Source organism: candidate division KSB1 bacterium (assembly GCA_034505495.1).
In the GTDB taxonomy this organism is placed as follows: Bacteria; Zhuqueibacterota; Zhuqueibacteria; order Residuimicrobiales; family Krinioviventaceae; genus Fontimicrobium_A.
In genome coordinates this window covers 39,362-59,523 of sequence record JAPDQV010000019.1, presented here as the reverse complement: position 1 = coordinate 59,523, position 20,162 = coordinate 39,362, and the positions used below count along the sequence as shown (strand labels likewise).

At 54.2% G+C, this 20,162-nt stretch carries 20 protein-coding genes; 3 read left to right on the top strand and 17 right to left on the bottom strand.

Going from position 1 to position 20,162, the window contains the following annotated elements; all coding sequences use genetic code 11:
• The 17 genes from ONB24_09235 to ONB24_09155 all read right to left on the bottom strand — a co-directional run.
• Positions 1-2,264: hypothetical protein (locus ONB24_09235; GenBank protein ID MDZ7316291.1), on the bottom strand; the 2,264-nt coding region annotated here is incomplete at its 3' end.
• 118 nt (positions 2,265-2,382) lie between these two features.
• A complete protein-coding gene (locus ONB24_09230) occupies positions 2,383-3,471 on the bottom strand; it encodes a PorV/PorQ family protein (protein ID MDZ7316290.1) in 1,089 nt (362 codons plus the stop codon).
• Between the two features lie 521 nt (positions 3,472-3,992).
• A complete protein-coding gene (gene gcvH, locus ONB24_09225; protein MDZ7316289.1) occupies positions 3,993-4,370 on the bottom strand; it encodes a glycine cleavage system protein GcvH in 378 nt (125 codons plus the stop codon).
• Between the two features lie 44 nt (positions 4,371-4,414).
• The gene (accC, locus tag ONB24_09220) at positions 4,415-5,761 is read right to left on the bottom strand and encodes an acetyl-CoA carboxylase biotin carboxylase subunit (GenBank protein MDZ7316288.1); all 1,347 of its coding nucleotides are present in this window, start codon (positions 5,759-5,761) and stop codon (positions 4,415-4,417) included.
• A gap of 13 nt (positions 5,762-5,774) precedes the next feature.
• Positions 5,775-6,251, bottom strand: coding sequence for an acetyl-CoA carboxylase biotin carboxyl carrier protein (accB, locus tag ONB24_09215; protein ID MDZ7316287.1), 477 nt, complete (start codon positions 6,249-6,251; stop codon positions 5,775-5,777).
• 22 nt (positions 6,252-6,273) lie between these two features.
• Positions 6,274-6,837: an elongation factor P gene (efp, locus tag ONB24_09210; GenBank protein MDZ7316286.1), complete on the bottom strand. Its 564-nt coding sequence runs from the start codon at positions 6,835-6,837 to the stop codon at positions 6,274-6,276.
• Between the two features lie 146 nt (positions 6,838-6,983).
• Positions 6,984-8,441 carry an Asp-tRNA(Asn)/Glu-tRNA(Gln) amidotransferase subunit GatB gene (gatB, locus tag ONB24_09205; GenBank protein MDZ7316285.1) on the bottom strand — a complete coding sequence of 486 codons (1,458 nt, stop codon included), beginning with the start codon at positions 8,439-8,441 and terminating at the stop codon, positions 6,984-6,986.
• A complete protein-coding gene (gatA, locus tag ONB24_09200; GenBank protein ID MDZ7316284.1) occupies positions 8,438-9,886 on the bottom strand; it encodes an Asp-tRNA(Asn)/Glu-tRNA(Gln) amidotransferase subunit GatA in 1,449 nt (482 codons plus the stop codon). Before gatA ends, gatB begins: the two co-directional genes overlap by 4 nt.
• Before the next feature lie 144 nt (positions 9,887-10,030).
• The gene (locus tag ONB24_09195; GenBank protein MDZ7316283.1) at positions 10,031-10,213 is read right to left on the bottom strand and encodes a twin-arginine translocase TatA/TatE family subunit; all 183 of its coding nucleotides are present in this window, start codon (positions 10,211-10,213) and stop codon (positions 10,031-10,033) included.
• A 23-nt stretch (positions 10,214-10,236) separates the two neighbouring features.
• Complete coding sequence (tatA, locus tag ONB24_09190; protein ID MDZ7316282.1) at positions 10,237-10,407, bottom strand: twin-arginine translocase TatA/TatE family subunit; 171 nt, start codon at positions 10,405-10,407, stop codon at positions 10,237-10,239.
• Positions 10,408-10,545: 138 nt separating this feature from the next.
• A complete protein-coding gene (pssA, locus tag ONB24_09185; protein ID MDZ7316281.1) occupies positions 10,546-11,286 on the bottom strand; it encodes a CDP-diacylglycerol--serine O-phosphatidyltransferase in 741 nt (246 codons plus the stop codon).
• Positions 11,270-11,923, bottom strand: coding sequence for a phosphatidylserine decarboxylase (locus tag ONB24_09180; GenBank protein MDZ7316280.1), 654 nt, complete (start codon positions 11,921-11,923; stop codon positions 11,270-11,272). The genes pssA and ONB24_09180 overlap by 17 nt, the downstream gene beginning before the upstream one ends.
• Before the next feature lie 45 nt (positions 11,924-11,968).
• Positions 11,969-13,267 (bottom strand): adenylosuccinate lyase, encoded by a 1,299-nt coding sequence (purB, locus tag ONB24_09175; protein ID MDZ7316279.1) that lies wholly within the window; start codon positions 13,265-13,267, stop codon positions 11,969-11,971.
• Positions 13,268-13,279: 12 nt separating this feature from the next.
• On the bottom strand, positions 13,280-14,446 hold the full coding sequence (locus ONB24_09170; GenBank protein MDZ7316278.1) for a trypsin-like peptidase domain-containing protein: 1,167 nt from the start codon (positions 14,444-14,446) through the stop codon (positions 13,280-13,282).
• A gap of 15 nt (positions 14,447-14,461) precedes the next feature.
• On the bottom strand, positions 14,462-15,112 hold the full coding sequence (fsa, locus tag ONB24_09165; GenBank protein ID MDZ7316277.1) for a fructose-6-phosphate aldolase: 651 nt from the start codon (positions 15,110-15,112) through the stop codon (positions 14,462-14,464).
• A gap of 21 nt (positions 15,113-15,133) precedes the next feature.
• On the bottom strand, positions 15,134-15,874 hold the full coding sequence (truA, locus tag ONB24_09160; GenBank protein MDZ7316276.1) for a tRNA pseudouridine(38-40) synthase TruA: 741 nt from the start codon (positions 15,872-15,874) through the stop codon (positions 15,134-15,136).
• Between the two features lie 14 nt (positions 15,875-15,888).
• Positions 15,889-16,716: an energy-coupling factor transporter transmembrane protein EcfT gene (locus ONB24_09155; protein MDZ7316275.1), complete on the bottom strand. Its 828-nt coding sequence runs from the start codon at positions 16,714-16,716 to the stop codon at positions 15,889-15,891.
• A gap of 100 nt (positions 16,717-16,816) precedes the next feature.
• Between ONB24_09155 and ONB24_09150 the strand changes: the two genes are divergently transcribed.
• From ONB24_09150 to ONB24_09140, 3 genes are read left to right on the top strand one after another with little or no spacing between them, the layout of a single operon-like run.
• Positions 16,817-18,832, top strand: coding sequence for an oligopeptide transporter, OPT family (locus tag ONB24_09150; GenBank protein MDZ7316274.1), 2,016 nt, complete (start codon positions 16,817-16,819; stop codon positions 18,830-18,832).
• Position 18,833: 1 nt separating this feature from the next.
• The gene (locus ONB24_09145; protein ID MDZ7316273.1) at positions 18,834-19,181 is read left to right on the top strand and encodes a PqqD family protein; all 348 of its coding nucleotides are present in this window, start codon (positions 18,834-18,836) and stop codon (positions 19,179-19,181) included.
• 27 nt (positions 19,182-19,208) lie between these two features.
• On the top strand, positions 19,209-20,156 hold the full coding sequence (locus ONB24_09140; protein MDZ7316272.1) for an aminopeptidase: 948 nt from the start codon (positions 19,209-19,211) through the stop codon (positions 20,154-20,156).
• The last annotated feature ends 6 nt before the right edge of the window (positions 20,157-20,162 follow it).

Sequence of the window (20,162 nt, the reverse complement as noted above, 5' to 3'; positions counted from 1 at the left end):
CCGCGCACAAGATAGAGTCCCCCTTTGATGCCGCTGTCGAACTGCAATGCGCGACGAAAACCTCCCTCGGCGGCTTCATAAACCGACACCATACCCGCAGCATCCGCCGCGATCAGCCGATCGGCGAAAGCCAGCAGAGCCGTAATCTCCTGCTCGGAAACATAAAGTTCGACCGCAAGCTGCAGCCTGCCGTCGACCGAGCGCAGGCCGAGGGCTCGGCCGTCTCGGCTCCCTACCCAAAGCAATGGTACCGGTCCGTTATTGAAAACCAATGGACCGGCCGTCGGCAGGCAGTCTAGTCGGAAGCGGTCGCAGACATCGGCGGCTCCGTCGTGATCCGCATCGGCGGCCGACCAAATGATCACCTCGCCTTGCCGGTCTACGGTTATCAACTCCTCGCCCGGCGTCGCGGCAGTCCAGTCGAACGCTGCAGGCGGCCGGTCGACAGCTGCCGCCGTGCGGCCGATCAGCGCAAGCGGATAGGCGACTTGACGGCCCAGCGGGCTTTCATAAAAAGCCGTTGTCGAATTGGCTATCACCTTGGTGCCGTCGAGATTCCAGGCGAACAGACTGCCGCTTGTCGACACGGCAGCCAATGCTTTTTCATTCGTCGGTAAGCTAAACATTACGAGAGAGCCGTCGAAGAAGCGTTCGCCGGTATACCGGGGAAATCCCGGACGATGGTAATCAGAATAGATCGACAGCGTCATGACGCTGTCCTGATTGCTGAAATGGGTCATGCGGATGTGCGAATCCGCTCGGCCGTAGGCGGCGCTGGAGGGAATGCTTTGGGGCGAAAACTCTACCGGTCTGTCTTTGTTGACGTATCGGTGAGATAAATTATCCTGCCAATAAGGATCCCAATAGTCCCCGGACTCTGTTCCGGCGCCGGCGGAGAACATCGAATAAATCTGGCCGATATCCTGGGGTCCGTCGCATTCGATCAAATCGACGCCGCGCCGCGTCGGGTCGTTGTTGATCGTATTGGAGGCCAATCGTTCGGCAATGACGCGTTCATCGATGTGCCAGATGAGAATGCCCGATCCCGGCAGGCCAAAGTCATATTCATCGACACGGGTAACGACCCCTAAACCCTCCTCCGCCACCAGTCTGCCGGCCTCATCAATTTTCAGCCTTCGACCGTTTTCATCGCGACCGAAAGTGACGCCGTCGCGATTGGGATCCCGCTGACGGTTTTCCAGCAAAAAATATTCTTTTTCATGGATCGGCACTTTAATAAGGCGCGGTGCCGATTGGGTTCCAAAAGCACCGACGGCAGCGTTTTCGAGCGTATTGACGACGATCGGCTCTTCCCAGCCCATAAACATCTTTTCCCAAGCCGACGGATGCGCCGGCACCAGTCCGGACAGGTTATAGGAACCTTGATCCATCAACCCCCATCTGCCGATGCCCGGCCGGCCGGTTTCGGTCTGAAACAGCGCCGGCATGCCCAGCCTGCTGCCCATCAGCAGCGCGGCAGTGCCCAGGAGGCCGAGCGTGTAACCTTTCTGGCACTGCGTCTCGGGCAGAATGATGCCGTCGGTGATTACGACCGATCCGAGCTCTATGCCGCGGTAGGCAGCCGAACCTGACCCCAGCGTCTCACGCAGCGTTTCCAAGTCAATGTAAGCCGATTGAATGTCAAAGGGGGTTTCCGTAAAATCAAAGGCAAAGTCTCTGCCGACTCCGGCGTGAAAAAGAACCAAGGCATCGAAACGGCGGAAGGCATCGGCATCGGCGGCATAAGCGATCGTGACCGCATCGCGCAGCAGTTCCGCCCATCGCTGCTTCTGCAGCTGCTCGTCTTCTTCGCCGCTGTAATAGACCATGTCGTGAGGCAGGGCGTAGCTGTCGTTCAGCCCGTTCGGCAGCACCGTAGATTCTATGACCAACTTGCCGTTGCTGACGGTGTAAAAATAGTTGCGCAGCGCCAGCAGCTGATGCTCAAAATAGATGCGATCGTGCGGCGGACGGTCGATTAGGTATTCGTCGGAGTGGGAAAGATCGAAGGTGCCGTCGCCGGTGGTCGTTTTCAGGGAGTCCCGTATAAATTGCACTCGCAGCGCCAAGACTTTGAGAGTGTCGGGCAAATGAGGCCGTCTGCCTTCTGAAAGCAAACGCCCGACACGCTCGTTCGACCGGTTCAAGCTTTTGATCATCGCGGCACTGGGACGCAAAAGCTCAGCGCGCGAAGGAATTGAAAAAAAGAGAAATAAAAGTGCTGCGGCAGCAACCTCGAGAGGTTTTACTTTCGGCAAGCGCATCTCATGTCCTTTTGTGTCATAATGGCAGGTGAGATGGTGAGGATATTCCGCTGATCAAAAAAATGAGCAAAAGGAAGTATAAACTTTCCTTTTGCTCATCATCGTTTTGACGACTCGATTAAAAACCGATGGTCAGCGAAAATCTCATGGTGTTGGCAAGAGGGTGTCCTTCAGGCGCAGCGACGTAGCCGAAATCAAAACGGTAAAGATGGTACTGAATGCCGCCGCCGAAGGAGGTATATTTCACCTTGCCGGGCTCGTCCCAATAATAGCCGGCACGCAACGCAAAGATGTTGCTGTACCAGTACTCGACCCCGCCGCTGACGGTGCCGTTAAAGATCGTCTTTTTCGAGAGCACTTCTTTATTTTCGCCGTAAGTGACCTCTTCGGTCGTCCAGGGGGAGGTAAACAGCGCCTTGTAGAACGGGTCGGTGCTGCCGTCGCGATTGCGGGTGACCATCAGCTTGTTGACGTCCATGACCAGGCTAAGCTTGTTAAATTCGCTTTCGACCAGTTTGTAGGCAAAGCCGAAGCGCAGATTGGTCGGCAGAGGATCCGCCTGCGCCACGTCAATGTAGGAAATCTTGGGGCCCATGTTGGAAAGATTGACGCCGAAAGAAAGCTTGGGCGCAAAGGGGAACTTATAGAGGGTGGCTACGTCGAAGGCAAAGCCGTTGGCCACGCCTTCACCCTGTTCGGCGCCGACCTTGATGCCGCCGGCCAAATTCGAACGGATATAGCGCATGCCCAGACCGACAGACCAGTTTTCCGACATCTTGGTGCCGTAAGTAAGCGCGATCGAATACTCGTTGCTGCCGAACTTGCCCAATTCCGCGCCGGTCTCATCGGTGTGAATTTGTTCTCCCAAATTCAAATAGGTGACGTTCAGTCCGAAAGTACCGATTCCCTCCACATGATGAATATAGGTGGCGAAATCGTAAAACATATCGTTACCGAACTCCGGCAGCCAGTTAACATGCATGAAATGCAGTTCTTTGCCGTATTGAAAAGCCAGACCGGCAGGATTCCAATAGGTAGCCGTTGCATCGTCGGCCAAGGCAACGAACGCCTCCCCCATACCGGCAGCGCGGGCCCCCGGAGAGATCATCAGCGATAACACTGCCGCTTCACTTACGGCGTAGGCGGATGAAACCCATCCCGTTACACCCATCGCAGCGACGATCAGGAAAAGAAAAACCTTCCTCATTGTTTCCTCCAAATTATGTTGCTGAAATCAATTTCAAAAAAAATAGCCGAACACATGACGACCCGCTCTCCACCATAAGTAAGCCGTCATCCATTCGGCTGCAGAGAGGGATCCTTTGAACCTTTTCGCTTAACAATCAGAAAAAACCAGTACTAATATACAAAGATTTTCGAACTTGAAAAACTTTAATCTGTAGCGAAGGGTCTAAAAGGATCTCCTCTTTTTTGTTGTTAGAAACTCTGATAACCCGAAAAAGTTCCTTTCTTTTCCTGACAAATAGATCTAAACAATAATAATGCCGGCAATCGATAAAATTCACATTAAAATCGGGCGCATGTACCTCGCCCTGAAACATGCACTCAACATTTATAATAACAATGTGTTGGATAAATACTCACCATGAGAATGCCGAAACCCTATTCGTACGCGCTGCCCCTTACATGCCACACCCGCACGAAAAAAATGCACGCTAATGGTCTGTTGTTCGCAAAAAGATCAAAAATTTGCGCGCTTAGGCAGGGTCAAGAAATCATCGATTTGTACTTTTCCGCGTCCAAGAGACGGTCCAATTCGGACGGATCCGACATCTTGACCTTGATGATCCAGCCGGCGCCGTAAGGGTCTTTATTGACAAGATCGGGCCGATCCTGCAGATCGGTGTTCACCTCCACGACTGTGCCGCTGACCGGTGCATACAGATCACTCGCTGCTTTTACCGCTTCGACCGTACCGAACGATTCCATTTGCGTCACCGTGTCGCCTACCTGGGGCAGTTCGATGTGCACCAGGTCACCCAGTTCGCTCTGAGCGTAATCGGTGATGCCGATGACGGCAATGTCGCCCTCGACTTCCACCCATTCATGCTCTTCGGTGTACTTTAATTTTGCCGGTATCTGCATGTTGACCTCTTGTTGTAAGTTAGAAAAATCATTCGCAGTCAATTTTAATATTTCAAATCGACAGTTTCCAAGAACTTGGTATTGAAATTTCCGGAGCGGAATTCCGGCGTATTGATGATCGCTTTATGCAACGGGATCGTCGTGGCGATGCCTTCGATAACAAACTCTTCGAGCGCCCGCACCATACGTTCAATGGCCTCATCGCGATCGCGGCCGTGAGTGATCAGCTTGGCAATCAATGAATCGTAATACGGCGGAATAGCGTATTGAGCGTAAGCATGGGTGTCCACCCGAACGCCGACGCCGCCCGGCGTGTGCAGCGTGGTGATGACGCCCGGAGAAGGCCTAAAACCGGCGCGCGGATCCTCGGCATTGATTCGGCATTCGATGGCATGGCCGCGCATTCGGTAGCCCTTTAGCTTTTCAGGGATATGCTTTCCTGCAGCAACGGCGATCTGCTCCTTCACCAAGTCTATGTCAAACACCTCCTCGGTAACCGGATGTTCCACCTGAATGCGGGTGTTCATTTCCATAAAATAAAAATTCTTGTTTTCATCCATGAGAAACTCGATGGTGCCGGCGCTGTTATATCCGACCTGCATCGCTCCCCGCACCGCTGCGGCGTTCAGCTTTTCGCGTGTCTCCTGATCGACTGCCGGGGAGGGTGACTCTTCGATCAACTTTTGGTGCTTGCGCTGGATCGAACACTCTCTTTCGCCCAGAGAAACGACATTGCCGTGCAGATCGCCCAAAAGCTGAACCTCGATATGGCGAGGTTGTTCGAAAAACTTTTCGATGTAAATTCCAGGATTGCCGAAAGCAGCTTCGGCTTCGCTGCGGGCCGAGTTGTATGCGTTTTCGAGTTCGCTTATGCTTCTAACGACCCGCATGCCGCGACCGCCGCCGCCCGCCACCGCCTTGATGATGATCGGGAAACCGATCTCTTTGGCTACCTTTTCGGCTTCTTTGAGGGAGGAGACGACGCCGTCGGAACCTGGAATGGTCGGCACACCCGCCTTTTTCATGGCGGCTTTGGCAAAGGCTTTATCCCCCATCTGAGCGATTACTGTCGGCGAGGGGCCGATAAAACGCAGACCGCAGGATTCGCAGATTTCGGCAAAATGGGCATTTTCCGATAAAAATCCGTACCCCGGATGAACCGCATCGGCATTAGTTATTTCTGCGGCGCTGATGAGACTGGGGATAAACAGATAGCTTTTGGCGCTGGGACCCGGCCCGATGCAGACTGCCTCGTCGGCAAAACGGACGTGAAGACTGTCGCGATCCGCTTCGCTGTAAACGGCGACGGTGGCAATGCCCAACTCCTTGCAGGCGCGAATGACGCGCAGGGCTATCTCTCCCCGATTAGCGATAAGAATCTTGTTGAACACGGCAGCTCTACCCTTACGAAGGATCGATGAGGAAAAGCACCTGATTATATTCAATCGGCTGCGCGTTCGCCGCCAATATCTTGACGATTCTTCCGGCTACTTCGGATTCGATTTCGTTCATCAGCTTCATGGCCTCGATGATGCAGAGCGTCTGGCCTTTCGCCACGATGTCACCTTCTTTAACAAACGGTTCGGCATCCGGCGCCGGAGCGCGGTAAAATGTGCCGACCATCGGGGCACGGACTTGGAAGTAACGGGATTCATCTTCCTGTTTGGCCGCATGCGGTTCGGGGCCTTTCTGAGCAGGCGCTTCAGCGGGAGGCGTCGGCATGACGGGCGCCGCGGGCACAGCGGCAGGCGCAACGGAAACCGCTGAGCCGATATTCTTGCGGATGCGGATGCGTTGTCCGAACCACTCCCGAACCTCGATCTCATCGATGGAGCTCTGTTCGATCAGCTTGACGAGCTCATAAAGCTGCTTGACTTTCATGGGCTTCTCCTAATCCCTCCTCCTATCGGTTCACTCGTTCCAAGTAAGTAGATGAACGGGTGTCGATCTTGATCACATCTCCGACCTCGACGAAAAGCGGCACCATCACGCGACCGCCAGTCTCCACCACAGCCGGCTTGACGGCGCCCGAAACCGTATCGCCTTTAAAGCCGGGCTCGGTCTCAATAACCTCCAACTCGACAAAATTGGGCATTTCCGCAGCGATCGGCGTTTCGCCGTTCAGCAAAAGCGTCACCTGCTGCCCTTCCTTTAGAAATTCCGTGGAGGGTGTCATCATCGTTTCTGCAATGGTGATTTGTTCAAAGGTCACGTTGTCCATGCAGATGAGCAGATTGCCGTCGCGATAGAGAAACTGCATTTGCCGTCGCTCGACGTTCGGGGCTTCGAATTTATCACTGCCGCGAAAGGTGCGCTCGAGAACGCGGCCGCTTTGCAGGGATTTGATCTTTGTTCGTGTAAAAGCGCTGCCGCGCGCCATTTTAACGTGTTGAAACTCGACGATGGAATAAAGTTCGTCTTCGACTTTAATAATCAGACCGGTCTTAAAGTCAGCAGTCGTAACCATTAAAAGAAATTTCCCTATTTTCCACGTTTACATTCGACAATTTAAGAATATTTTGTAAATGTCAAAAAGTATTCTTTTCAATTTTCCGCTTTAAAAAAGCAGAAAACTTGACAGACTGGGAACAAGCAACTCTGCTGACGCAAGGGTTAGGCAGTTCCCGATTTGATCTCCTGCAGTCGTGTTCGCAGCGTCTGAGCAACAACCTGAGGAGCCGCCTTTCCGGCCGTAACGCGCATGACTTGTCCCATAAGGTAAGCAAAGACTTTTTCGTTACCTCGAATGTAAGAATCGACCTCGGCAGGGAAATCTGAAAGAACCTGAGCTATCGCTTGGTCGATGAAATTCGTATCTTCGACTTGCCGTAGGCCGAGCTCGTTCATGACAACAACGGGCATTTTGCCCGTCGCAACGCACACTTCAAAAATCTGCTTGGCCGCCGTTGAGCTGATCTGTCGTTCTTCAAGCAGGCGCAGCAGCTCGGCCAGATGTGCAGGCGTAAACGGCAATCGATCCGGCGGATTGCCGGTGTCCTTGATCGCCCTCATGACCATGCCCGTCACCCAGTTGGCCGCAGCTTTTTTGTCGCCGACGCTTTTGGCTGCTGCTTCAAAGTAATCGGCCAGCTCGGGCGATTCGGTGAGCACCATGGCATCATATTCCGAAAGGCGGTAGTGGGCGACGAAGCGTTTGCGCTTTTCATCCGGCAGTTCCGGCATGCAGCGACGGATCTCTTCGATCTGCTCGACCGAAAAGGTAAGCGGCACCAGATCGGGATCGGGGAAATAGCGGTAGTCGTGCGACTCTTCTTTGGTCCGCATAACCGAAGCGACGTTGCGGCCGGCATCCCAAAGCAGAGTCTGCTGTTCGATCTGACCGCCGCTGTCCAATACCAGCTCCTGGCGATGGATCTCGTATTCAAGTGCCTTTTCCACGGCGCGAAAGGAATTCATATTCTTTAGCTCGGTTTTGACGCCAAAGACCGCCTCTCCTTTCGGCCTGATGGATACGTTTGCGTCGCAGCGCAGGCTGCCCTCTTCCATGTTTCCGTCGCAGATCCCGAGAAAGACGACCAATTCGCGCAGGCGTACCAGGAATTCAACGGCTTCCTGAGGAGAACAAAAGTCCGGCTCGGTGACCACTTCGCACAACGGCATGCCGCTGCGGTTGAGGTCTATCAGCGTTTCGTTTCGATCGACAAATGATTCGGCGTGCAGCGATTTGCCCGCATCTTCTTCCAAATGGATGCGCGCAATGCCGATGCGCCGAGTCGTGCCGGCCACGTAAATGTCAAAATAGCCGTTTTGGCAAAAAGGCAGCTCGTATTGCGAAATCTGATACCCCTTCGGCATGTCGGGATAGAAAAAGTTTTTGCGCGCAAAGACGGAATAGGGATTGATCCGGCAGTTCAGCGCCAACGCCAGACGGGCGGCGTATTCAACTGCTCGGCGATTGAGCACCGGCAAAGATCCGGGCAGCCCCAGGCAGACCGGACAGACCTGCGTGTTGGGCAGAGAGCCGAAGCGGGTGGAGCATCCGCAAAAAATTTTCGAGGCGGTTTTGAGCTGGATATGAATTTCCAGGCCGATGACGGGCTCGTAGATCATAGGCTGATCCGAATAGATGAGTTGTTCGATTCGATGTAATTGCCGACAGCAATCAATTTGCCCTCGTCAAAGGGTTTGGCTAAAAGCTGCAGGCCGATGGGCATCCCGTTACGATCCCTGCCGCACGGCACGCTCAGCCCCGGCAAACCGGCAAGATTGCAGGAGACGGTAAAGACATCGGAGAGGTACATTTGCAGCGGGTCGCCGGTCTTTTCACCAATCTTGAAGGCGGTCGTCGGCGAGACAGGGGTCAACAAACAATCGACCTGCTGAAAGGCCTGCTCGAAATCGCGCTTGATCAGCGTGCGCACCTGCTGGGCTTTGCGATAATAGGCGTCGTAATAGCCCGCAGAGAGCACGTAGGTGCCGAGCATAATCCGGCGCTTGACTTCGGCGCCGAAGCCGTCGCTTCTGCTTTTGATGTACATCTCCTGCATTGTTTTTGCCTCGGGATGTCGGAATCCGTAGCGGGCGCCGTCATAGCGCGCTAAATTTGACGACGCCTCGGCAGAAGCGATCAGATAATAGGCGGCGACAGCATATTCGGTATGCGGCAGGGAAACCTCGACAATTTCTGCGCCGCCCGACTTGAGCAGATCGACTTGCCGTTCGATAGCGTTTATAATCTCTTGTTCGACTCCGGGGCCGAAATATTCTTTCGGCAGGCCGATCTTTAGCTTGTCCACGCCGCGGTCGAGGTACGAAAGATAATCATCGACAGGGACATCGACCGATGTCGAATCGCGGGGGTCATGCCCGGCAATAATGCTGAGCAGCAGCGCTGCATCATCGACGGAACGCGTGATGGGGCCGATTTGATCGAGCGATGAGGCATATGCCACAAGTCCAAAGCGCGAGACTCGACCGTATGTGGGTTTGAGGCCGACGACACCGCACATTGCCGCAGGTTGACGAATTGAACCGCCCGTATCCGTGCCCAGGGCTGCAGTACATAGATTTGCAGCCACGGCTGCCGCCGAGCCTCCCGAAGAACCTCCGGGGACTCTTTGCGGATCGTGAGGATTACGCACCGGTCCAAAAAAGGAAGTTTCATTGGATGAACCCATGCCGAATTCGTCGAGGTTCGTCTTGCCGATGAAAATAACATCCTCTGCCGCCAGTTTTTCGATGACGGCGGCATCGTAAGGCGAGTAATAGTTGGACAAAATCTTCGATCCGCAGGTGGTCGGGGCGCCGCGCATGGCGATCAGATCTTTTACCGCCAGCACCATGCCCGCCAGCTTGCCGGCGTTTCCGGCCTGGATCTTGGCGTCCACTTTTTCCGCCTGTGCTATTGCGGCATCCCCAAGGATGGTGATGAACGCATTCAGCTCCGCATTTTCAGCAATCCGAGTCAAATATGCCGAAACTGTTTCCCGACAAGAAATTTTTCCTGCCTGAAACTGCATGGACTGGGACGAATAATCGCTCGACAAATTGAACATGGAGGTCATCCCTGACTTCTTTCAACATCCGCACAAACTAAAAAAAGGAAAAGCAGCGAAAAGCTTTTCCTTAACTTTGATTAAATGCTGCAGTAAATAGAAAATCGAAGAATGAATGGCAGAAACAAACAGAGGCTGAACGGTTCATTCGTCCGAAGATTTCTTTTTCTCCTCCGGCTCGTCGAACTCGCCTTGCTGCGCTCTCTTGAACTCGCGAATGCCTTTCCCCAGACCTTTTGCCAATTCAGGCAGCTTCTTGCCGCCGAAAAGGAGAATAATGACAAAAAAGATAACTAAAAGTTCCGAAGGTCCCAATCCGCCGAACATCTTTAACTCCTATGATTAAAGGTTTATTTATCGTAAAGGTCTATCTCTCGTTTGACATCCTCGGCCGCTTTTCGTAATTCACGCATGGCCTTGCCGATGCCGCGTGCCACCTCAGGCAGGCGCTTGGAACCGAAAAGCAGCAAAGTCACCAGCATAATGACGGCTATTTCTGACATGCCGACTGCCGGAAACATAGACACCTCCAAACAACGACCATTAGCAAATCAGTTTAATTTATTCTAAAAACAATTCATTTGCAAGCAATAACTTGTGCTTCAGCGGCAAGCCGAGTGAACGACGCCTGAAAGCGCTTAATAATGGAAAACCCGCCGTCACTCTTTGGCGGCCCGCTCGCGGGGCGTTCGAAACACTTTCCAGATGGCCGCACAGGGACCGGAGAGCAGAAAAAGCATGGCGAAAATGAACATGGTCAGCTCCGTCTTGATCGCCACCCCGACGAGCGTAATCATGATGACAATTAACTTGAGGCGATTTTTGCCTTTTTCCCTGAGGTTAAAGCTGGGAAGTCCTTCATAGCGAATTTCACTGGCCATGGCAATGGAAACGATGGGAACCAGGATGACAAGGAGCCGCAGCAGAAACGGCCAACCGCTCTGGATGTACAGCAGAACCACGGCGCTTATCGTGGAGGCGGCCGTGGGGGCAGGCAGCCCCATGTAATCCGAAGAGTGACCCTCGCTCATCGACACGACATTATAACGTGCAAGCCGAAAAGAGGCGAACAGCAAAGGTAGAAACGAAACCATGATGCCGAGAGCAACATGGCTTCCCAATTGGCGAAAATGGAACTGGTAAACGAGGACCGAGGGCGCTACTCCGGCTGAAACGACATCCGAGAGCGAGTCCATCTGCAGGCCGAATTCGGAGCTTACCCCCGTCATGCGGGCGATGCGGCCGTCCATGGCGTCAAAAAAAGCGGCCATAATGATCAGCCAGGCGGCGGCAACGTAGTTGCCGCCTAACGTCATCAAAACCGAGAGAAAACCGCTGAATAGATTGACAGCGGTGAAAAGGTTAGGGACGTTCAGGTACTGTCTATTTTTCTTTTTCATCGATTCTTGCGATCACGCTCTCACCAGCCGTGACCTTGTCTCCTATTTTGACGTTCACTTTTGCACACGCAGGAAGATAGACCTCCATGCGCGACCCGAATTTGATGATGCCGAATTTTTGACCGGTCTGCACCTGGTCGCCGATCTTGAGATGATTGACCAATCTTCGGGCGATGGCTCCCGTGGATTGCTTAAAAACCATTTTGCCGTAGGGCGTCAGAACGCCGGTAAGGATATGAACGTTGTGCTTCGACGCCTGCGGCAGATCGGCGCGATAATACCGCCCATGAACATAGCGCATAAACTCCACCACACCGCGGTAAGGCACATAGTTGACGTGCACGTTAAAAACCGACATAAAGATCGATATGCGCTCCGCTTTGGCCTGCATGTACTCCGGTTCCTCGACTTTTTCGATCTCGATGACGGTTCCGTCGCAAGGCGATACTATAGCAAAAGGATCGTTCGGCGGCGTCCGTAATGGATCGCGGAAAAAGTAGATCGAAAAAAGTCCTGCGCCGGCAAACAGTCCGGCAATGACCAGCATCAGCACGTTTCCGTACTTCCAACCGAGAAAAGCCAGAAAAGCAGCAAATCCCAACAACCCCAAGACGGTCGGTATGCCTTCTCTGCTCATAATATCTCCCAATTTTACCTGGTTATCCAACAGGGTACGGACACGTTAACCCTCCAATCCCACGCGGCGAAAGATCGTATCCACATGCCGAACCGCCCGCCGTTCGTCGAAACAGGCTTCGATCTGCTCTCTCGTCAGGCGTGCCGTCACTTCCGCATCGTTAAGCAGCAGAGCTTTAAAGTCGCCGCCGCTTTCCCAGCATTCCATGGATCGATTCTGGACTATACGGTAGGCGTCTTCGCGGCTCATGCCGCTTTCCGTCAACGCCAACAGCACCGCCTGCGAAAAGATCAGTCCGTTGGTCAGAGACAGGTTTTTGCGCATGTTTTCGGGATAGATCACCAAATTGTCGAGCACCCGCGTCAGTCGAGCCAGCGCATAATCGGCGAGGATGGTGCTGTCCGGCAGGATAACCCGCTCAACCGAGGAATGGCTGATGTCCCGCTCATGCCAAAGGGCGACGTTTTCGAGGGCGGCACCGGCGTTGGCGCGCAGCAGTCGTGCAAGTCCGGTCAAATTCTCGCTGGCAATCGGATTGCGTTTGTGCGGCATCGCCGAGGAACCTTTTTGTCCCTTGCTAAACGGCTCTTCTGCCTCCCTGACCTCCGTCCGCTGCAGGTGGCGAATTTCGAGGGCAATCTTTTCGATCGTGCAGCCGATCAGCGCCAGCATCATCAGGTACTCTGCATGGACGTCGCGTTGGATGACCTGCGTGGAGATGGGCGTGGAATCGAGTCCCAATTTGGCGCAGGCGATCTCCTGCACTTGCGGATCGATGTAAGCAAAGGTGCCTACTGCGCCGGAAAACATGCCGCGGGCGGCGTTTTTGGCGGCGCGTTCAAAACGCTCCCGATTGCGGCGCATCTCATCGAACCAGAGCGCCGCCTTGAGTCCGAACGTCGTGGGTTCCGCATGAACGCCATGGCTCCGCCCGATGCAGACCGTATACTTGTGCTCCAAAGCCAGGCGTTTCAGCACCGTCAGCAGCGCGTCGATATCCTGGAGAATGATGCGGGCCGCCTCACGCATCTGCAGCGCCAAGGCGGTATCCAAAAGATCGGAGGAGGTCATGCCCAAATGTATATAGCGGGCCTCCGGTCCCACGAACTCGGCCACATTGGTCAAAAACGCTATGACGTCGTGCTTGACGGTCTCCTCAATCTCGAGAATACGATTAACATCGAACGAGGCCTTTTGTTTGATGACCTCGACCGCTTCAGCCGGTATATGGCCCAGCTCGGCCTGCGCCTCGCAGGCGGCGATCTCTACCGCCAACCAGGTACGGTACTTGTTTTCATCGCTCCAAACAGCAGCCATTTCAGGACGAGTATAGCGGGCGATCATGGGCTTTCCCTCTTAAAACTTTACTTCAGCCCGATAAATGCGTCGGTTGCGGTAGACCTTCAACGTAATGACTTCACCTCTTTTCGGCTTGAGGGAAGCCTTTAGTTTTTCGACATCCTTTTTGGAACGGATTGCCTTCCCTTCGATCTCGAGGATGACGTCCTCCGCCTCCAAACCCGCCTCCTGCCAGGGGCTGTTGCGTTCGACATTGGTGACGATGACGCCGTCGGTCGAGGGGAGGCGGAGATAATAGGCGACCATGGGAGTAATATCGTCGAACTGGATCTGCGTCCAGATGTCGCGCTGTACCGAGCCGTATTTGATCAGATCCGCTGCGATCAGCCTGACGCGATTGATGGGAATGGCAAAGCCGACGCCGACGCTGCCGGTGGAACCGCTGGTGTAGATAAAGGTGTTGATGCCGATGACCTCTCCGGCGGCGTTGATCAACGGCCCGCCGCTGTTGCCGGAGTTGATCGAGGCGTCGGTCTGAATCATATCCTCGTAAACGCGATCCTGCACGATGCCGCCAAAGTCCATGTCTACCGCACTGACTACACCGACCGTCACCGTCGGCCTGGCGGCAATATCGAACAGGCCGAACGGATTACCCATGGCGATGACCCATTCGCCGATGATGATGTCGTCCGAGTTGCCCAATTGCACGGCGGGAAAGTCGCGGCCTTTAATCTTCAAGACGGCAATATCAGTTTTATAATCCTCTCCGACCAAATCGGCATCGAATTTTTCACCGCCGGACAGGGTGACGACGATCGAATGGGCACGATTCACCACATGTTGGTTGGTCAGTACGTATCCTTCCTTGGTGAACAGGAAACCCGAACCCAATCCGTGCACTTCGCGCATGATGCGATCGTAGCGGAAGAACTGCCGCCAGAACGGGTCGTCCAAAAAGGGGTTGCCCGTGTAGTATTCCTGTAATTGAGTGACGTTGATGCTGACGACAGCCGGACTAACTTTGGCGACGGCTCTGGTAATGGCGTTTTGCCGCGAGGCCGTAATGTCGTTCTGCAGCACAGAGCCGTCGTTTTGAGGGTTCGCCGCAGCCGCACCGAATGAAGTTCGAGGCGCGGACTTGTTCGCTTCGCAAAGCGTAAAAAAGACGGCTGCGAACAATACTCCGAGGGCAAAGCCCTTGAAAACGGAGATTTTTTTCATGGCCTAATCCTCATGTTAGGCGCGGCGTTTGGTTTTCTGCCAATCTTTCAAAAAAGCGGCAACGCCTGCGTCGGTCAGGGGATGCTTGACGATTTTTTCCAGCACCGCAAAAGGAACCGTGACTACATGCGCACCCGCCAGGGCTGAATCGAGCACATGCATAACTCCGCGCACGCTCGCGACGATCACTTGGGTTAAAAATCCATAGTTTTCGAAAATGGCGAGGATTTGACGGATGAGCTCCATACCTTCATGGGCGGCGTCATCCAGACGGCCGACAAAGGGGCAAACATAGGTTGCGCCGGCTTTGGCGGCAAGCAGCGCCTGCAGAGGCGTAAAGATCAGCGTGACGTTTGTATGGATGTTTTCCTGCTCCAGCACGCGAACGGCAGCCAGGCCGTCGAGCGTACAGGGAATCTTGACCACGATATTTTCATGAATGGATTTGAGCTTTCTTCCTTCGGTAATGATCTCATCTTTCGTCTGGCCGATCGTTTCAGCGCACACCGGGCCGTTGACCATTTCACAAATAGTGCGATAAATCTCTTCAGGCGATTCCTTTTCTTTGGCTAATAGAGTCGGATTGGTAGTTACGCCGTCGCAAAGGCCCAATTCCACCGCCTTGCGAATTTCGTCAAGATTTGCAGAGTCGATGAACAGTTGCATGATGCATCCTCTTTAGTTGGGTTACAGATCGTTTGGATAAAAAACTCGAACTAAAAAAAGGCCGCAAGCCGGAGCGGTAGGCCCCGCTGCCCGCCGGTCGTGCGCCTCTAAAATGCGAAGCAATTCAGCCGGACCTTTTTCCTCTTTGACCAGATCTACCATGGTACCGACCAAAATTCTCACCATGGCATGAAGAAATCGGTTGGCGCAGATTTCAAATACAAGACCGGTTTCACTGCGTTTCCACCACGCCCATCGGACATCGCAGATAAAGTGATCGACATCGGCGCCGCTTTGGCAGAACGATTTAAACTCATGTTCGCCTAATATGATCGGACAGAATTCGCGTAGTTTTTCCAGCGACAAAGGCCGCCAATAATGCCAGGCGTATTGTCTGCCGACTGCCGACGCCCGATCCGAAATATAGTAGCGATACACTCGGGCAACAGCCGAATATCTGGCGCTGAATTCGAGCGGCACTTCTTCAGCCTTTAGGATCCTAACGTCCTTCGGCAGCCGCGAATTGCCGCCGCGTACAAAGGCTTCGAGGGGCAGTGGGCTATCGGTCTTGAAATTGATCACCTGTCCGATCGCATGCACGCCGGAATCGGTGCGGCCGGCTGCCGTCACTCTTATGGTCTCTTCGGTCAAGAGAGACAAAGAACGTTCGACCGCCTCCTGCACGGTGCGGTCGCCCGCCTGTCGTTGCCATCCGCAAAAATCGGTGCCGTCGTATTCCAAAGTCAGCTTGATGTTGCGCAAGCATCCTCCGGCAACTAGAAGAAAAATGCCGGCAGCAACAGAGCGGCGGAAAAGAGCAGAACCGCATAGTCGGCAAAGCGAAAAGCAAGCCGCGTATAGCTGGTACGGCCGTCTCCGCCGGTATAGCAGCGGGCATCCATGGCCATCGCCAATTCATCTGCCCTGCGGAAAGCCGAGAAAAAAAGCGGCAGAATTAACGGCAGCGTGTTGCGGATGCGCTGCACCAGGCTGCCTTCGAAAGAGACGCCGCGCGACATTTGGGCATTGCGGATCCTCTGAGCTTCTTCGAGCAGCGTTGGGATAAAACGCAGAGCGAGCGTCAACATCATGACGATCTCATGAACCGGTACGCGGAATCGTTTCAGCGGCTTGAACAGCCGCTCCAGTCCGTCGGTCAGCTCAACTGGAGAGGTCGTCAGCGTCAATAAGGCGGCCGCAACAATGAGAAGCGCCAGTCGAATCGTGTAAAACAGTCCGGTACGCAGCCCTTCCTCGCTGATTTTCGCCTGGATAATCGGCAGGCGCGCAATAACTCGCCCAGGCGTCCAGAACAAATGTACGGCAATGGTGAGCAAAAAAAGCCATAAAAACGGCCGCAAATTACGAAGCACCAAAGCCGCCGGTAGACGCGAGCCCCAAACAGCCGCCAGGATGACGGCGAAAAAAGCCATGAGAACCGGAAAACGAAAAGAAAAGAGCAGCGCCGTCATTAGAAACAAAACAGAGAGCAGCTTGGTGCGCGGATCAAGGCGATGAATAAAAGAGTCGCGAGGACAATATTGTCCGAGGCTGATGTCGCTCAACAAAGCCATAACAATAGTAAATATAAAAAGAGATTCCATAAAATCCAATAGTTACCGCACAAGCGCCTTTTCGCTTGACCTTTTGTACATTTTTCGCTAAAATGCCGGCACTCGGAAAAGAGCATAGAGGAGGAAGATCATGGAAACTCCCACGGCAAAAAGCGGGCATACCCCCTATGTCCCTGCGACATCCGACATGAAAGAGTTGACCTGGCGCGCGTTGCTGCTCGGCGTGCTGTTGGCGGCAATTTTAGGTGCGGCCAATGCCTATTTGGGCCTCAAGGCGGGGATGACCGTAGCGGCGACATTTCCTGCCGCCGTTATCGCTATGGCGGTTCTAAAGCCGTTGAAAGGCACGATCCTGGAGGAAAACCTTGCACGAACGACCGGCGCCGTCGGCGAAGCGCTGGCGGCAGGCGCCATTTTTACCATTCCGGCGTTTGTGCTTGCCGGGGTGTGGCAGGACTTTGATTATTTGAAAAGCACTCTCTTGATGTTGGTCGGCGGCATCCTCGGCGTGCTGTTTGTGATTATCCTGCGCCGCTCACTGATCGAGGATGTCACGCTTCCCTATCCCGAAAGTAAAGCCTGCGCTGAAATCGTCAAGGCCGGACAGGGTGGGCAGTCCGGCGCCAAGTACGTATTTGGATCCATGGGCTTGGCAGCTCTCCTCGAACTCTTGAAAAACGAGAACGGCCTGCAGATCATCCGCGATTCCGTCGCCGGCTTTTTCCGTTTTCATCCGTCTGTGGTTCGTCTTTTGAACTCGAAAAGTCAGATGCTGCAGACGGCAGACGGCCTCAAAGCAGAGTTCAGCCGCTCCGGCGGCATGATGCTGATGAGCCCTTCTGCTTCGCCCGCATTTCTCGGCGTCGGTTACATCATCGGTTTTCGCCTGTCGGCCATTACCTTTTCCGGAGGCGTATTCGGCTGGATGTTCCTTATGCCGATCGTTCTCTTTCTCATGGGCGACTCCCTCTCGCCTTTTGCCGAAGGCGGCGATTGGCTTTCGGTCGCCAAAGCCGCATACGGATCGACGGTCAAACAAATCGCCGTGGGCGGCATGCTGGTGGGCGCCTTTTACACGCTCTTCCGTATGCGAAAAAATCTTGCCGGCGGCTTGAGCCGCGGTCTTCAGGATATTAAATCGGCCGGCAAAAGCGGCGAGACCGTCTCCCGCATCGACAAGGATGCTCCCTTTGGCCTTGTGCTTCTTGCGATCGTCGTGCTGGTCATCTGCATGGTCGTGCTTTACCATAGTTTTAGCCGCCATTGGGGTTCGGCGGTTTTGGCGGCGGTTGTCATGGCTTTTGCCGGTTTCGTTTTTGCCGCCGTCGCCGGCTATCTGGTGGGCATTATAGGCAGCTCCTCCAACCCGATTTCCGGCCTGACGCTTTCCACCCTGCTGATCGCCGCCTTGTTGATGGTTCTGGTCGGCATGAAGGGCGATCCGGGAGTCGCCGCGGTACTGGGCGTCGCTTCGGTTGTCTGCTGCGTGGCCGGTGTGGCCGGCGACATGATGCAGGACTGGAAGGTCGGCTATATGTTGGGCGGAACGCCTTGGAGGATGCAGATCGGAGGTCTCATCGGCGTGACGGCCGCCTCGTTGGTGTTGGTCATCCCGATCATGCTTTTGCACAAAGCCAACGGCATCGGCAGCGACGCTCTGCCCGCGCCGCAGGCAGGCCTCATGGCGATGATGAGCCGAGGTATCGTAGCGGGCGAAATGGCCTGGCCTCTGGTTATCGCCGGAATGCTCTTTGCCGCAGCGCTGATTCTCCTCGAGGCGCCTTCCCCTATGTTGATTTCAGTCGGCATGTATCTGCCCTTTAACACGACCTTTGCCATTTTCATCGGCGGTATCATCAAATGGCTGCTTGATCGGGCGGCCGCCAAGCGCATCCGCAATGAGGAGGATGCGGCGGTGGTCGAAAATACCGGCCTGTTGACTGCTTCGGGATTGGTTGCAGGCGAGGCGTTGGTCGGTATCCTTTTAGCCGCATTGGTCGTTTCAAACGTCAATTTGAAAAAACTCGTCGGCCTCGAAGGATTCGAAGGGTTTTGGTGGTTGGGATTGGCGACATTTGTTTTGCTCGGCTATGTCTTGATTCATTATCCGCTCAAGCGCCTGGCCGAAGAAAGCAAGCAAAAATAGCATGAAGAAAAGTCGTGCCCAACAGCCGCCGAACGTTCTGGAAATGATCCCCAGCCGTTCGGCGGCTTTTGAAGAGCAGGAAGGCAAAATCGTTCTGCTCCTTCCCAGACAGCCGATCCCCTTACTCGGCAGGTTTTTCCGTCGTTTTCGGGAGCCGCTTCCGGTGCGTCTGCATTTGGATGAATACGGCGGCTTTATTTGGCGGCAGATCGACGGCCGAACGCCGGTCAAAGAGATCGCCGTCGCCTTGCGGAATCGATACGGTGAAGCGGTCGAACCGGTTTATGAACGTGTAGGCTTATTCATCAATAAATTGGCGCATCAACAATTGATCGCGCTGCACCTCTGAACAGCTTTCGCAGGTCAGGCGGGGAATATGAACAAAGCACAAAAGGCCGCGCAGGTTGTAGTCGGAAGTTGTCTGAATATTCAATCGGATGAAACCGTCCTGATCGTAACGACGGAAGACCTCACCGAGCTGGCCAGGCTTGTTTACGAAGCGAGCCTTCGCCGCTCCAAGCAGACCCTCATGATGGAGATTTCCAAGACCACGGTAACATCGGTTCCTTTACCGCTCGCGGAGTTTATGAAGACAGTCGATGTGATCATAGCGCTGACCTCTCCCTCGTTCTCCCACACTGACGCGCGGCGCAATGCCTGTCGAGCCGGTGCACGCATCGCTTCTCTTCCCAACATTACCCATGCCGCCTTTTCCCGTTTGGCGGATGCAGATTTTAAACAAATCGCGCGGCGCAGCCGCAAACTCGCCGATATCCTCAGCATCGGCAAGAACGTCCGCGTATGGGCGCCCAACGGCACCGATCTGAGACTCTCCATCGATCGCCGACGCGGCTATGCGGACACCGGTCTGATCCATCAAAAAGGCGCTTTTTCAAATCTGCCGGCCGGAGAAGCCTCGGTTGCACCTCTGGAAGGCCGATGCGAAGGAATTTTGATCGCCGACAGCCTTTTGGGTACAGCGGCAGGAGACGGTGAAAAAACCAAGGTCATCATCAAAAATGGCCGCGCAGTACGGGTAAGCGGCGGTCCGGAGGCGAAACGCCTGAGCCGGATGTTGACGGAAGCCGGACCGGCTTCGCGCGTGATTGCCGAATTCGGCATCGGCACCAACGAAGCCGCGGTTCTCAGCGGTTGTACGCTTGAGGATGAAAAGGTGCTCGGTTCGGTTCACATCGGTTTGGGGAACAATTTATCCTTCGGCGGCAACAACACCTGCCGGCTCCACATCGATCTTATTGTAGCCAATGCAGGCGTCGAAATCGACGGCAAAATCATCCTCGAAAACGCTTCACTTTATATTTGAGCGGGA